Origin of the sequence: Streptomyces coeruleofuscus (genome assembly GCF_039532725.1) — a bacterium.
Classification (GTDB): Bacteria; Actinomycetota; Actinomycetes; order Streptomycetales; family Streptomycetaceae; genus Streptomyces; species Streptomyces coeruleofuscus.
Genome location: NZ_BAAASE010000008.1, coordinates 443,030 through 455,393 on the forward strand (window position 1 = coordinate 443,030; position 12,364 = coordinate 455,393).

Here is a 12,364-nt window from a genome sequence, read left to right on the forward strand (position 1 = left end):
CTGCCGCGGTCGGCCTGACCGACCGCGGCTAGGACGTCTTGGTGGTCTTCGTCAGGACGGGCACCGGCTTTCGTTCCGTCGGTTCCGTCTGCACCGGAACCGGCTCTGGTTCCGTCAGGACCGGTACTCGCTCCGGCTTCACCGGCTCGGGCTCCGTCTCCGGTTCGACCGGCTCCGGCTCGCCCTGCGTCGACTCCGGATCGGGGACCGTCTCCCCGTCCGCCGGTGTCGTGCGGGGCGGGAGGAGGTCCAGTACCGCCTGGCGGTGGGCGTCGGACGTCGCGTCGTCGTAGGGGTTGGGCGTGGCCGGGACCTGGAGGCGGTGGACCGGGCCCGTGCCCAGGCGGGCGTAGCCGCGGCCGGGCGGGACCTGGTCGACGGGGGTGGTGTGCGGGGGCGCGCCCAGGACGGATTCGACCTGCTCGGCCGTCGCCGGGCCGAGGACCACGCGCGCGCGGGTGTGCTGCCGTACGGCGCCGGTGAGGGAGTCGGCGCTGTCGAGCTGGTCGGCCACCACCACCGTCACGTTCGCCGGGCGGCCGTGCCGCAGGGGCACCTGGAGGAGGGACTGCGGGTCCTTGCGGTCGTCCGCTGCGGCCAGGTGGGTGAACGCCGTCGGGCGGTCCACGAGGATCCACAGGGGACGCTTGGTGTCGTCGGGCGGCGGGTGGCCCGCCTGATGGGCGCGGTTGGCGGCGATGAGGCGGCGCTCGGTCTCGGTCGCGGCCCACTCCAGGCTGGCCAGCACCCCGGTGAGCCCGCACTCGACGGCCAGGACGCCGTCCCGGCCGGTCAGACAGGCGTACTCGCCCGTGCCGCCACCGTCGACGATCACCACGTCGCCGTGCTGGAGGGCCTGGAGAGCGATGGAGCGCAGCAGGGTCGAGGTGCCGCTGCCCGGCTGGCCGAGGGCGAGCAGATGGGGCTCGGTCGAGCGCGGGCCCGTGCGCCAGACGACCGGGGGCACGTCCCGCCGCTGCTCGCCGTGGGTGAGGGGGAGCGTGCGCCGGACCTGCGTGGGGTCGGTGAAACCGAGGACCGTCTCGCCGGGAGTGGTGACGAAACGCTGGGCGGCGATGTCGACGGGCAGCGGCAGGAGCACGCTGACCGTCAACTGGTTGTCCTCCTCGTCCCACGTGAAGTGGTATTCGCGGCCGCGGCCCGATTTGGCCGCGAGCAGGTGCTCGATCCGCGCGCGGGTCTCGGCCTCGCCGTCGGCGAAGTAGGCCGGGTAGCGGACCACCAGGTGCGAGATCCGGCCGCCGCCGTCGAAGGCGTAGGTCGGGAAGGCCTTGTCCCACGCACCGCCGTGGGTGTAGAGCGGCTCGGGGTCCTCGGCGGTGGAGAAGTGCGGGACGAGGGCCTCGTAGAGCCCCTTGAGGCGTTCCGTCTGTGACTCGTCGGGTCCGTCGGCTGCTGCCGGGGTGCGGTCCCGGCCTTTCCAGGCCGCAGCCGCCATCAGTGTGACGGCGGCGAGCAGCGGTCCGTACGGCAGCAGCGCCACGACCAGGAGCAAGGAGGACACCAGGAACAGCAGCGCCCCCCGTCTCTCCTTGGGGGTCTCGGCCACTCTGCGCCGCCCGGCCGCTGCCAGCCGGCGCAGACCGCGCGTGATCGTGATCAGCGGGTGGAGGACGTCGGTGGCGCTGTCGGCCGCCGTCCGGGCCAGCTCCCGGCTCCGGGCGAGCTGCGCGCCGCCGTTGCTCAGGATGCGGGGGAGGGGGCGCCGGGCCACTGCTGCCTCCAGGGAGTGCGTACGGGGAGTGGGAGTGTCAGAACTTGATTCCGCCTAGGAGGCTCGCCAGGCTCTCGCCGCCCGCCTTGATGCTCGGGGCGATGGCCGTGCTCGCCAGATAGAAGCCGAACAGCATCGCGACGACCGCGTGCGACGCCTTGAGGCCGTCCTTGCGGAGGAAGATGAAGACGACGATGCCGAGCAGGACCACGCCTGAGATCGAGAGGATCATTTGAGTTCTCCTGGTTCGCGGGGACAGTCACCATGAGTACTTCCAGGCTCACAGGATGTATCCATACGATAAAAGGTGCAACTGGGTGAAATTCGTACTATTTCCCCTGAGCGGCGGAGCGGTCCCCGGCCCGGTCGCGCCGGGCTCTTATCGGGCGAGGTCTGTGGTGATCTCTACCTCGGGCGCATCGGGTCATGTGCCGCGCGAGCCAGTACCCTGGCGATTCACTCGTACGGCTGCGCTGCTCGCAGGCGTACGCACCCGACATGTGACGTGAGAGGCGGTCCGGCCGATGACCGATGCCCCCGACCCCGAGGTCGTGGAGCTGGCGACCAAGATCTTCGATCTGGCCCGGCGGGGCCGGACCGAGGCGCTCGTGGCGTACGTCGACGCGGGCGTTCCGGCCAACCTCACCAACGACCGCGGTGACTCGCTCGTGATGCTCGCCGCGTACCACGGCCACTCCGAGGCGGTACGCGCGCTGCTCGCCCGCGGAGCCGAGGCCGACCGGGTGAACGACCGGGGTCAGACCCCGCTCGCGGGAGCGGTCTTCAAGGGTGAGACGGACGTCATCAAGGCCCTCCTGGAGAGCGGCGCAGACCCGTCCGCCGGCACCCCCTCGGCGGTCGACACCGCCAGGATGTTCGGTCGGACGGAATTGCTCGAACTGTTCGGCGAGCGTTGAGCCGACCAGTCTGACCTGGAACGACAACGAAAACGGGGGAGGCGGGACGGGGCCGCCGAAATTTCGGTCGCGGCAGACGGAAGTACCGGGTCATCATGACGACGTGGTTCACGGACGTGATGGATGGGCAGGTGTTGCCGCACCGCGCGGGCCGTGACGCGGTCCGCAAGGGCCACCGACGAGAGGCAGAGGAAGATGGTCTACAGCAAGCAGGAAACGGCGGGCACTCCGACGTGTTGTCGCGCGGCCAGGTAGTACACGTCCCCGGTTGCGTCGACGCTTGATGTGAGGCTGTTTCCCATGTTCGAACCGGTCATAGCGCCCAGCGGTACGCTGCTCGGCCTGCTCCAGCGGGGCCGCGGCGACGGCACGCTGCACGCGCTCACCGCCCCGCGCCCCGAGGCGCTCGCGGCGTTGAACCACTGCGTGCTGCGCGATCCCCGCCACGACTGGCAGGTGGAGAACCGCTCCCTCTACTACGCCCGCCTCTACCTCGACCTGAACGGCGAGCTGGACGCGATCGAGGCCCACCTCTTCGGCGCCGAGGACGTCCTCGACACCGACGAGTCGCGCACCGGGCTCACCCTCGCCGTCCTCGGGCACCTCGCCTCCTACGGCAGGCGGGACGCGCTCGAACTGCTGCGCAGGTACGCCGCCCACGGCTCCAACTGGGCCTGGGCCCTCGACGAACTGGCCCTCAGGGACGACGACGCGGGCCTGCGCGCCCTCGCCGCACCCGTCCTCGCGCGGTTCCCGGCCGATCCGGAGGGCGACGCCGAGCTGGCGGCGACCGTCCGGGACGCCTTCGAACCCCGTCCGTGGCGGCTGTGGGCCGAGGATCCGCGCGAATCCATCGCCACACGCGTGCGTGCCGCCCATGAGGCGGGCTGTTTCGACCGCTGGCAGCGACAGATGCGGCCGACCGGGCCACGTCCCGGGTGGAGTGTGCAGGCCGTCTTCGAATGGGCCCAGCAAGGCCTCGAACGAGGCGCCGCACTCCACGTACCGGCCGCCCGCTGTCTCACCGCCGTGGCCGGGCCCGAGGACCGGGCCGAGATCGTCCAGGCGGCGAAGGACGGCGGCGACGGAGCCCGGTGCACCGCCCTGCGCTACCTCGCCGACGGCAACGATCCCGACGCCCTCGGCCTGATCGAGGACGCCGTGGCCACCGGCTCGACGGTCGTCGTGGACGCCGCCGTCGACGCCTTCGAGCGCATGCGCTCGCTCGCCGCCATCGACCGGGCGCGCGGCTGGGCCCGGCGGCCGGACGCGCTCGGCGCCGCCGCCGGACGCGTCCTCGCCTGCCGGGGCGGGGCGCAGGACCGCGACCTGGTCCTCGCGGCACTCCGCGAAGCCGTACGGGGCGAAGGCCCCGACGCACCGACCCTGTGGACCCTGGTCGACGGCACCGGACGGCTCGGCATCGCCTGCGCCGCACCCGTGCTCCGCCACATCTACCGCGAGACCGCCTCCTCCCATCTGCGCGGCCGGGCCGCCCGCGCCCTCGCCGCCACCGACCCCTCCTTCGCCACCGGCTTCGCCGTCGAGTGCCTGTGGGACTGCGAGGAGACCACCCGTGAGATCGCCGCCCGGCACGCCGAGACCGGAGACACCCGTGTCGTCGAGCGACTGCGCCGGCTCGCCGCCGACCCGGCCGAGGAGGCCGAGGTCCAGACGGCCGTACGCAGCCGGATCGGTCCCGAGGAGACCGCTGTGTGACCCCGCTCCGTATGAGCCTGTGACTCCCTTCGCGCAAGGACGCCGGGGCGGAATCAGGCCGCCCGGGTGAACGAGGGGTGACTCGCGGGTCAGGGGCGTATGGACGCGGCCTGACCTGCGCGGGTGCGCCTCAGAACGCTCATAGGACGTTCCTCGGCCGGAAAGATCCACGTTGACGCGGCCACGTCCGGCACGGCGACAACACGGGTATGCGTGTCGTCATCGTGACCGAATCCTTTCCCCCCGATGTGAACGGCGTGGCCCACTGCGCGCTCCAGACCGCCCGGCACCTCGTCGATCGCGGTCACGCCCCCGTCGTCGTCGCCCCGGCCCCCGCGCCCGGGAACAAGCCCGACGCCGACGTGCCGTGCCCCGTCGTCCACGTCCCCTCCCTCCCGCTCCCCGGCTACCCCCAGGTCCGCGTCGCCCTCCCCAGCCGCCGCCTGGCCGCCACCCTCATCGAGCACCGCGCCGATGTCGTCCACCTCGCCAGCCCCTTCGTCCTCGGCGTGCGCGGCATGGCCGCCGCCGCCCGCCTCGGCACCCCCGCCGTCGCCGTCTACCAGACCGACCTGGCCGGATACGCCCGCACCTACATGGGTGCCGGAGAGGCCGCCGCCTGGCGGCGGATCCGCTCCGTGCACGGCGCCGCCGACCTCACTCTCGCCCCGTCCAGCGCGGCCCTGCGCGACCTGGAGACGCACGGTGTGCCCCGGGTCGAGCTGTGGCCGCGCGGGGTCGACACCGAACGTTTCCGGCCCGACCGCCGCGACGAGGCCCTGCGTCGCGAACTCGCCCCGAACGGTGAGCTGATCGTCGGCTACGTCGGCCGGCTCGCCCCCGAGAAGCAGGTCGAACTCCTCGCCGGTGCCTGCGGCCTGGAGGGCGTCCGGGTCGTGGTCGTCGGCGACGGCCCGAGCCGGCCCGGCCTGGAGCAGGCGCTGCCCGGCGCGGTCTTCCTCGGCCGCCGTACCGGCGACGACCTCGCCAGGGTCTTCGCCTCGTTCGACGTCTTCGCGCACACGGGTCCCTTCGAGACCTTCTGCCAGACGGTGCAGGAGGCCATGGCCAGCGGCCTGCCCGTCGTGGCGCCCGCCGCGGGCGGGCCGCTGGACCTGGTCGCCCACGGACAAACCGGCCTGCTGGTGCCGCCGCGCGACACGGCCGCCGTCCGGGACGCGGTGCGTGCCCTGGCGGCCGACCCCGCGCTGCGGGCCGCTTTCGGCGCGGCCGGGCGGGCCACCGTCGAGGGCCGCACCTGGGCGGCCGTCGGGGACCAGCTGATCGGGCACTACGCGAACGTGCTCGCCGGACGCAGGACGGCGGTGGCGGCATGAGCGACTCGCGTTCGGGCGACAGCAGCCGCCAGCCGCTGCGGATCGTGCGGCTCGCCAACTTCGTCGCGCCCGCGTCCGGCGGTCTGCGCACCGCCCTGCGGGAACTCGGCAAGGGCTTCAAGGCGGCGGGGCACGAGCCCGTCCTCGTGATCCCCGGCGAGCGGATGAGCGACCGGGAGACCGAGCAGGGGCGGGTGATCACACTCCCCGGGCCGCTGCTGCCCGGCACCGGCGGCTACCGCGTGCTCGCCGACAAGCGGCGGGTGGCCCGGCTCCTGGAGGAGCTCGCGCCGGACCGGCTGGAGGTGTCCGACCGCACGACCCTCAGGTGGACCGGCAGGTGGGCGCGGCGCGCCCGGATCCCGGCCGTGATGGTCTCCCACGAGACCGCCGACGGCGTGCTGCGCACCTGGGGCCTGCCCGAGGGGGCCGCCCGGCGTGCCGCCGACGCCCTCAACGTCCGTACGGCCCACACGTACGCGCGCGTGGTGTGCACCACCGAGTTCGCCGAGCGGGAGTTCGTACGGATCGGGGCACGCAACGTCGTCCGCGCCCCGCTGGGCGTCGACCTGGTGCAGCGGCACCCCGCGCTGCGCGACCCGGAGGTGCGGGCGCGGCACGCGCGCGTGGACGAGACGCTGCTGGTGATGTGCTCGCGGCTGTCCGTCGAGAAACGGCCCGGCACGGCGCTGGACGCCCTGGAGGCGCTGCGGCGGCGCGGACGACGGGCGGTGCTGGTGGTGGCCGGGGACGGGCCGTTGCGCGCCCGGCTCGAACAGCGGGCGCGCGAGAGTGCCCTGCCGGTCACCTTCCTCGGGCACGTCTCCGACCGCGGGCTGCTCGGCGCGCTCCAGGCGTCCGCCGACGTGGCCCTGGCGCCGGGGCCCGCCGAGACGTTCGGGCTCGCCGCGCTGGAGGCCATGGCGTGCGGCACGCCCGTGGTGGCGAGCGCGTCGTCCGCGCTGCCGGAGGTGATCGGCGCTGCCGGGGCCGTCGCGGCGGATCACGGGGAGGCCTTCGCGGACGCCGTGGACCTGCTGCTGGAACGCCTGGAGGCGGACCGGCGCGAGGGGGCACGCGCGCGTGCGGAGTGCTTCGGGTGGGACGCGGCGGTCGACGCGTTCCTCGCCGCGCACGACGCGGCCGTCCCCGTACGCCCGTTCGTGCCCGGAGGCGTGGCATGAGACCCGTGCGGTTCGGGGGGTCCTCCCGGCTCGACGGGGCCCCGGATTTCGTGGCCCTCGGTGACTCGCTGACCGAGGGGGTGGGTGATCCCGTCGGCGACGGGGCGTGGCGCGGCTGGGCCGCGCTGCTGGCCGCCGGGCTCGGCGGGGGACCCGTCCGGTTCACCAACCTCGCGGTGAGCGGGTCGCAGACCCGGGACGTGCTGGAGCGGCAGTTGCCTGCCGCGCTGGAGCTGCGGCCCGGCCTCGTGTCCGTCGTCGTCGGCGTCAACGACACCCTGCGCTGCACCTTCGACATCCAGGCCGTGGCGGCCCGGCTCGACCAGGTGTACGCGGCCCTCACCGAGCAGGGCGCGGTGCTGCTCACCGCCTGCCTGCCCGACCCGGGCACCATGCTCGGGCTGCCGGGGGCACTGGCCCACCCGCTGGCTCGGCGGCAGCGCGCCGTGAACACGGTCGTCCACGCGCTGTCCGACCGGTACGGAGCTCTGCACCTGCACGCGTGCGAGGGCGACTGGATCACGGACCGCGCCCTGTGGAGCGCGGACCGGCTGCACCCCGGAGAGCGCGGGCACCGGCAGCTGGCCCTGCGCTTCCACACGCTGCTCGCGGAACACGGCCTCGCGACGGGACCCGCGCCCTCGCCCGAGCCGGAGTTCCCCGGTCCGACCAGGTCGGCGAGCCTGCGGTGGCTGGCCACGGCAGGGACCGGCTGGGTGGCCCGCCGGTGCACCGACCTGCTGCCCCAGCTCCTGACCCTAGCCGCCGACGAGCTCCGGCACCGGGCCCGGGGCACGAGCGCCCGGCTCGATCTGCGGACCTCCGCGGCCGTGTCCGCCGCGCTCGCCGCCCTGTCGGTGGCCGAGCAGCCGGACGCGGCCTGACAGGCCGGGGTGACCGGCGTGCTCCGGCCGGTTCAGCGGCGCCGTACGGCCACGAAGCGGACCGGGGTGCCCGGAACCGCCTGGGCGACTGCCGGCAGGTCGGCGGCGCGGACCACCGCGATCACCGGGTAGCCCCCGGTGGTCGGGTGGTCGGCGAGGAACACCACCGGTCTGCCGTCGGGCGGGACCTGGACCGCGCCCAGCACCATGCCCTCGCTGGGGAGTTCCCCGGGCCGGGCCCGCTCCAGGGCGGGTCCCTCCGTGCGCAGCCCGATGCGGTTGCTCGCGGGGGACACCCGGTAGGGACGTGAGAGGAAGGCGCGCACGGCCTCCGGCGTGAACCAGCCGTCGCGCGGGCCGAGTGTCACCCGAAGGACCAGCTCGGCCGGTGGCGCCGGCTGCGGGGCGACGTCCACGCGCGCGTGCGCGCCCGTCGGCCGGCCCAGGAGCAGCACCGTGCCGTCCGCGAGAGGGGGCGGGCCGAGCCCCGACAGCAGGTCCGTCGAGCGGCTGCCGAGCACCGGCTCGACCGCGATGCCCCCGGAGACGCCCACATAGCTGCGTACACCCGACACGGCAGGTCCGACGTCCAGCAGCGCCCCGGCGGGCACGTGCACCGGCGCGCCCCAGGCGACGGGCCGTCCGTCCACCGTGACCCGGCAGGGCGCGCCCGCCACGGCCGCGGTGACGGTCGAACGGGGGCGTACGGCGCAGCCGGTGAGGGTCGTCTCCAGCACGGCCGCCGCGGGTTGATTGCCCGCCAGCCGGTTGACGAGGTCCGCCGCGGGCCGGTCCAGCGCCCCGGAGCGGGGCACCCCGAGATGGGCGTGCCCGGGCCGTCCCAGGTCCTGCACGGTGGTCAGGGCCCCGGCCCGGACGACGGCGAGCGCGCGATCGGTCACGAGTGCTCCACCGGCTCGACGGGGACGAACCGCACCCGCGTGCCCGGCGACAGCAGCGCGGCCGGCACGCGCGCGTGGTCCCACAGGACGGCGTCCGTCGTGCCGATCAGCTGCCAGCCGCCCGGCGACGAACGCGGATACACGCCCGTGTAGGGGCCCGCCAGCGCCACCGACCCCGCCGGGACGGCCGTGCGCGGAGTGGCCCGGCGCGGGACGTCGTAGCGCGGTGGCAGGCCGGTGAGGTAGCCGAAGCCGGGAGCGAAGCCGCAGAAGGCGACCCGGAACTCCGTCCGCGCGTGAATGCGGGCGACCTCCCGCTCCGGCACGCCCCAGTGCGCGGCGACGTCGGCCAGGTCCGGGCCGTCGTAGCGCACCGGGATCTCGACCGCCTCACGCGCGCGTGGGGGAGCGGGCGGCAGTTCCGCGGCGGTCAGTTCGGCGGCCACCCGGGCAGGGGCGTCGAGGCCGTCGAGCAGGACCGTGCGGGCCGCGGGCACGATCTCGCGGGCGGACAGCGAGCCCTCCGCGCGGCGCCGCAGCAGCTCGGCGTGGAGGGCCTGGGCCTCGTCGCCCGAGGAGACCTCGACGAGCAGGGCGTCTTCGCCGACCGGCAGGACCCTCATGCGAAGGCCTCCACCCGGACCCCCGACGCCTCCAGCCGCTCCCGGACGCGGCGTGCCAGCTCCACCGCGCCGGGCGTGTCGCCGTGCAGGCACAGGGAACGCGCGCGTACCTCGATCCGTGCCCCCGAATGGGAGACGACCTCGCCGGAGCGGGCCAGGCCCAGCGACCGCTCCACGACGGTGTCGGGGTCGGTGAGCACGGCGCCCTCCAGGGAGCGCGGCACGAGCGTGCCCGCGTCGGTGTACGCGCGGTCCGCGAACGCCTCCGTGACGACCGGCAGGCCGGCCTGCCCGGCCAGCTCCAGCAGGCGTGAACCGGGCAGGCCCAGCACCGGCAGCGCGGCGTCCGCGAGGAGCACGCCGTCGACGACCGCGGCGGCCTGCTCCTCGTCGTGCACGACCCGGTTGTAGAGCGCGCCGTGCGGTTTCACGTAGGCCACGCCGGCGCCCGCCGCACGGGCGAAGACCTCCAGGGCGCCGATCTGGTAGGCCACCTCGGCCGCCAGTTCGGCGGACGGCACGTCCATCGCGCGCCGCCCGAACCCGGCCAGGTCCCGGTAGGACACCTGGGCGCCGATCCGGACGCCGCGCTCGGCCGCCAGCTCGCACACCCGGCGCATGGTGGCCGCGTCCCCGGCGTGGAAGCCGCAGGCCACGTTGGCGCTGGTGACGACCGACAGCAGCCGTTCGTCATCGGTGAGCCGCCAGCGGCCGAAGCCCTCACCGAGGTCGGCGTTCAGGTCGATGCAGGCCATGAATCCAGTGTCTCCTGTCAGGCCACGCGGTACTGCTCGTCGCGGGCGTCGGTGAGGAACATCTGCCCCGGGGCGTGCGTGAGGGCGAACGGCGGACGCGATGCCATCACGGCCGCCTGCGGGGTCACACCGCAGGCCCAGAACACCGGGATGTCGTCCGGTTCGGTGTCCACCGGGTCGCCGAAGTCGGGGCTGCCGAGGTCGTCGATGCCGAGCCCCGAGGGATCGCCGCAGTGTACGGGGCTGCCGTGCACCGCCGGCAGCAGACTGCTCTCCCGGATCGCCGCCGCCAGGTGCTTCGGCGGCACCGGCCGCATGGACACCACCATCGGTCCGTGCAGCCGCCCCGCCGGACGGCACTGCCGGCCGGTCACGTACATCGGGACGTTGCGGCCCTGTTCGACGTGGCGGATCGGCACGCCCGCCTCGCCCAGCGCCCACTCGAAGGTGAAGCTGCACCCGATCAGGAACGACACCAGGTCGTCCCGCCAGTACGAACGCACGTCCGCCGGCTCGTCCACCAGCTCTCCGTCCCGCCACACGCGGTAGCGCGGCAGGTCGGTGCGCAGGTCCGCGCCTCCGGCGAGCACGGTGGTCCAGGAACCCGCGTCCGTGACGTCGAGGACCGGGCAGGGCTTGGGGTTGCGCTGGCAGAACAGCAGCATGTCGTAGGCCCAGTCGGCGGGCACTGAGATCAGGTTGGCCTGGGTGTGGCCCGCCGCGACCCCGGCCGTGGGGCCCGTCAGACCCTCCCGGAAGCGGGCGCGGGCCGTTTCCGGGCTCCACGCGCGCGCGTGCTCGTCGACGAGGACGACGGGGCGGTCCCCGGTCTCGGTACTCGTGCGGTTCATGCGAGTTCCTTCCCGCGCGTCTCGGGCAGCCCCAGCAGCGCCAGGGCCGCGATGCCGTAGCCGATCGCCCCGAAGACCAGCGCGCCGCCCACGCCCCAGCTGTCGGCCAGGAAACCGACCGTCGTCGGGAAGACGGCACCCACCGCCCGCCCGGTGTTGTACGTGAAGCCCTGCCCCGTGCCGCGCACCGCCGTCGGGTACAGCTCGCTCAGGTACGAGCCGAAGCCGCTGAAGATCGCCGACATGCAGAAGCCGAGCGGGAACCCGAGCACCAGGATCAGGGTGTTGGCGCCGCTCGGGATGTTCGCGTACGCCAGGATGCAGATCGCCGACAGCAGGGCGAAGAGCCAGATGTTGCGCCGCCGGCCCAGCTTGTCGGTGAGGTAACCGCCCGTCAGGTAGCCGATGAAGGCGCCCGATATCAGGAACGTCAGATAGCCGCCGGTGCCGACGACCGAGAGGTTGCGCTCGGACTTGAGGTAGGTGGGTACCCAGGTGGCCAGCGTGTAGTAGCCGCCCTGTACGCCGGTCGAGAGCAGCACCGCGAAGATCGTCGTCCGCAGCAGGCCGGGCTTGAAGATCGCCGTGAACGAGCCCTTCTCCGCGCTCTGTTCACGAGCGGCGGCCGCCTCGGGCGCGTCGTGCACACTGCGCCGCACCCAGATGACGAGCAGCGCGGGCAGCGCCCCGGTCCAGAACATGATGCGCCAGGCCAGATCGTCACCGGCCACCGAGAAGATGAGGGTGTAGGCGATCACGGCCATGCCCCAGCCCACGGCCCAGGAACTCTGGATCGCGCCGAGCGTGCGGCCCCGGTGCTTGGCGCTCGCGTACTCGGCGACCAGGATCGCGCCGACCGCCCACTCGCCGCCGAAACCGAGGCCCTGGAGGGCGCGGAAGACCAGCAGCGTCTCGTAGTTGGGTGCGAAGCCGCAGGCGACGGTGAAGACCGCGTAGGTGATCACCGTGACCATCAGCGCCTTCACCCGGCCGACGCGGTCGGCGAGCACGCCCGCGAGGGCGCCGCCGATCGCGGAGACCACCAGGGTGACCGTCGTGAAGAGGCCGGTCTGGCCGCTGTTCAGGCCGAAGTACGCGGACAGCGCGACCATGCTCAGCGGCAGCGTGAAGTAGTCGTACGAGTCCAGGGCGTAGCCACCGAAGGCACCGGCGAACGCGCGGCGGCCGCGCGGGCCCAGGGCACGCAGCCAGCCCAACGCCCCGTCGTCCGAGGTGTGTTCAGCGCTCGCCGGGTGGGTGTCGTCGGTCAGGGCTTGCGGTGGAGGGGTCGTGCTCATGGGCACCTCGCAGAAGGAGGGACGGAGGGTGCTTCGGAGTGAGCCGTGCCGTGCGGGAGCGGTCGGCGCCGCGCCGTGAGAACGACGCCGTGCGTAGCACCGTAGAGGATTGTTCAACGATCCCTCAATACCCATGTTGTTTCGTTCTTGTAATCTGCG

12 protein-coding genes are annotated in these 12,364 nt (G+C 73.9%); 5 read left to right on the forward strand and 7 right to left on the reverse strand.

Going from position 1 to position 12,364, the window contains the following annotated elements; translation table 11 throughout:
- Positions 1 to 28: 28 nt before the first annotated feature.
- Positions 29 to 1,735 (reverse strand): hypothetical protein, encoded by a 1,707-nt coding sequence (locus tag ABFX81_RS30620; protein WP_346138945.1) that lies wholly within the window; start codon positions 1,733 to 1,735, stop codon positions 29 to 31.
- A gap of 37 nt (positions 1,736 to 1,772) precedes the next feature.
- Positions 1,773 to 1,967, reverse strand: coding sequence for a hypothetical protein (locus ABFX81_RS30625; RefSeq protein ID WP_059416083.1), 195 nt, complete (start codon positions 1,965 to 1,967; stop codon positions 1,773 to 1,775).
- 292 nt (positions 1,968 to 2,259) lie between these two features.
- Here ABFX81_RS30625 and ABFX81_RS30630 point away from each other — a divergent pair, with 292 nt between their 5' ends.
- The 5 genes from ABFX81_RS30630 to ABFX81_RS30650 all read left to right on the forward strand — a co-directional run bounded on the left by ABFX81_RS30630 (position 2,260) and on the right by ABFX81_RS30650 (position 7,776).
- Complete coding sequence (locus tag ABFX81_RS30630; RefSeq protein WP_086855276.1) at positions 2,260 to 2,652, forward strand: ankyrin repeat domain-containing protein; 393 nt, start codon at positions 2,260 to 2,262, stop codon at positions 2,650 to 2,652.
- 300 nt (positions 2,653 to 2,952) lie between these two features.
- Positions 2,953 to 4,371, forward strand: a complete 1,419-nt coding sequence (locus ABFX81_RS30635) for a hypothetical protein (RefSeq protein WP_086855274.1) — start codon at positions 2,953 to 2,955, stop codon at positions 4,369 to 4,371.
- A gap of 209 nt (positions 4,372 to 4,580) precedes the next feature.
- Complete coding sequence (locus tag ABFX81_RS30640) at positions 4,581 to 5,708, forward strand: glycosyltransferase family 4 protein (protein WP_346138946.1); 1,128 nt, start codon at positions 4,581 to 4,583, stop codon at positions 5,706 to 5,708.
- Positions 5,705 to 6,892, forward strand: a complete 1,188-nt coding sequence (locus ABFX81_RS30645; RefSeq protein ID WP_086848026.1) for a glycosyltransferase — start codon at positions 5,705 to 5,707, stop codon at positions 6,890 to 6,892. The genes ABFX81_RS30640 and ABFX81_RS30645 overlap by 4 nt, the downstream gene beginning before the upstream one ends.
- Positions 6,889 to 7,776 (forward strand): GDSL-type esterase/lipase family protein, encoded by an 888-nt coding sequence (locus tag ABFX81_RS30650; protein WP_086848024.1) that lies wholly within the window; start codon positions 6,889 to 6,891, stop codon positions 7,774 to 7,776. Before ABFX81_RS30645 ends, ABFX81_RS30650 begins: the two co-directional genes overlap by 4 nt.
- A gap of 32 nt (positions 7,777 to 7,808) precedes the next feature.
- On the opposite strand, the gene ABFX81_RS30655 is transcribed toward ABFX81_RS30650, so the two are convergent.
- From ABFX81_RS30655 to ABFX81_RS30675, 5 genes are read right to left on the reverse strand one after another with little or no spacing between them, the layout of a single operon-like run.
- A complete protein-coding gene (locus tag ABFX81_RS30655; RefSeq protein ID WP_086848021.1) occupies positions 7,809 to 8,678 on the reverse strand; it encodes a 5-oxoprolinase/urea amidolyase family protein in 870 nt (289 codons plus the stop codon).
- Positions 8,675 to 9,301: a carboxyltransferase domain-containing protein gene (locus tag ABFX81_RS30660; protein WP_086848019.1), complete on the reverse strand. Its 627-nt coding sequence runs from the start codon at positions 9,299 to 9,301 to the stop codon at positions 8,675 to 8,677. The genes ABFX81_RS30655 and ABFX81_RS30660 overlap by 4 nt, the downstream gene beginning before the upstream one ends.
- The gene (locus ABFX81_RS30665; protein ID WP_086848017.1) at positions 9,298 to 10,056 is read right to left on the reverse strand and encodes a 5-oxoprolinase subunit PxpA; all 759 of its coding nucleotides are present in this window, start codon (positions 10,054 to 10,056) and stop codon (positions 9,298 to 9,300) included. The genes ABFX81_RS30660 and ABFX81_RS30665 overlap by 4 nt, the downstream gene beginning before the upstream one ends.
- Positions 10,057 to 10,073: 17 nt before the next feature.
- Complete coding sequence (locus tag ABFX81_RS30670) at positions 10,074 to 10,907, reverse strand: putative hydro-lyase (protein ID WP_086848015.1); 834 nt, start codon at positions 10,905 to 10,907, stop codon at positions 10,074 to 10,076.
- Entirely contained in the window at positions 10,904 to 12,205 is a 1,302-nt protein-coding gene (locus ABFX81_RS30675; RefSeq protein WP_086848013.1) for an MFS transporter, read from the reverse strand. The genes ABFX81_RS30670 and ABFX81_RS30675 overlap by 4 nt, the downstream gene beginning before the upstream one ends.
- Positions 12,206 to 12,364 lie beyond the last annotated feature (159 nt).

Excerpts from the sequence above, each read along its gene's own strand:
- ABFX81_RS30625 (WP_059416083.1), bottom strand. The coding sequence starts at position 1,967 with ATGATCCTCTCGATCTCAGGCGTGGTCCTGCTCGGCATCGTCGTCTTC.
- ABFX81_RS30630 (WP_086855276.1), top strand. The coding sequence starts at position 2,260 with ATGACCGATGCCCCCGACCCCGAGGTCGTGGAGCTGGCGACCAAGATC.
- ABFX81_RS30635 (WP_086855274.1), top strand. The coding sequence starts at position 2,953 with ATGTTCGAACCGGTCATAGCGCCCAGCGGTACGCTGCTCGGCCTGCTC.
- ABFX81_RS30640 (WP_346138946.1), top strand. The coding sequence starts at position 4,581 with ATGCGTGTCGTCATCGTGACCGAATCCTTTCCCCCCGATGTGAACGGC.
- ABFX81_RS30645 (WP_086848026.1), top strand. The coding sequence starts at position 5,705 with ATGAGCGACTCGCGTTCGGGCGACAGCAGCCGCCAGCCGCTGCGGATC.
- ABFX81_RS30650 (WP_086848024.1), top strand. The coding sequence starts at position 6,889 with ATGAGACCCGTGCGGTTCGGGGGGTCCTCCCGGCTCGACGGGGCCCCG.
- ABFX81_RS30660 (WP_086848019.1), bottom strand. The coding sequence starts at position 9,301 with ATGAGGGTCCTGCCGGTCGGCGAAGACGCCCTGCTCGTCGAGGTCTCC.
- ABFX81_RS30665 (WP_086848017.1), bottom strand. The coding sequence starts at position 10,056 with ATGGCCTGCATCGACCTGAACGCCGACCTCGGTGAGGGCTTCGGCCGC.
- ABFX81_RS30670 (WP_086848015.1), bottom strand. The coding sequence starts at position 10,907 with ATGAACCGCACGAGTACCGAGACCGGGGACCGCCCCGTCGTCCTCGTC.
- ABFX81_RS30675 (WP_086848013.1), bottom strand. The coding sequence starts at position 12,205 with ATGAGCACGACCCCTCCACCGCAAGCCCTGACCGACGACACCCACCCG.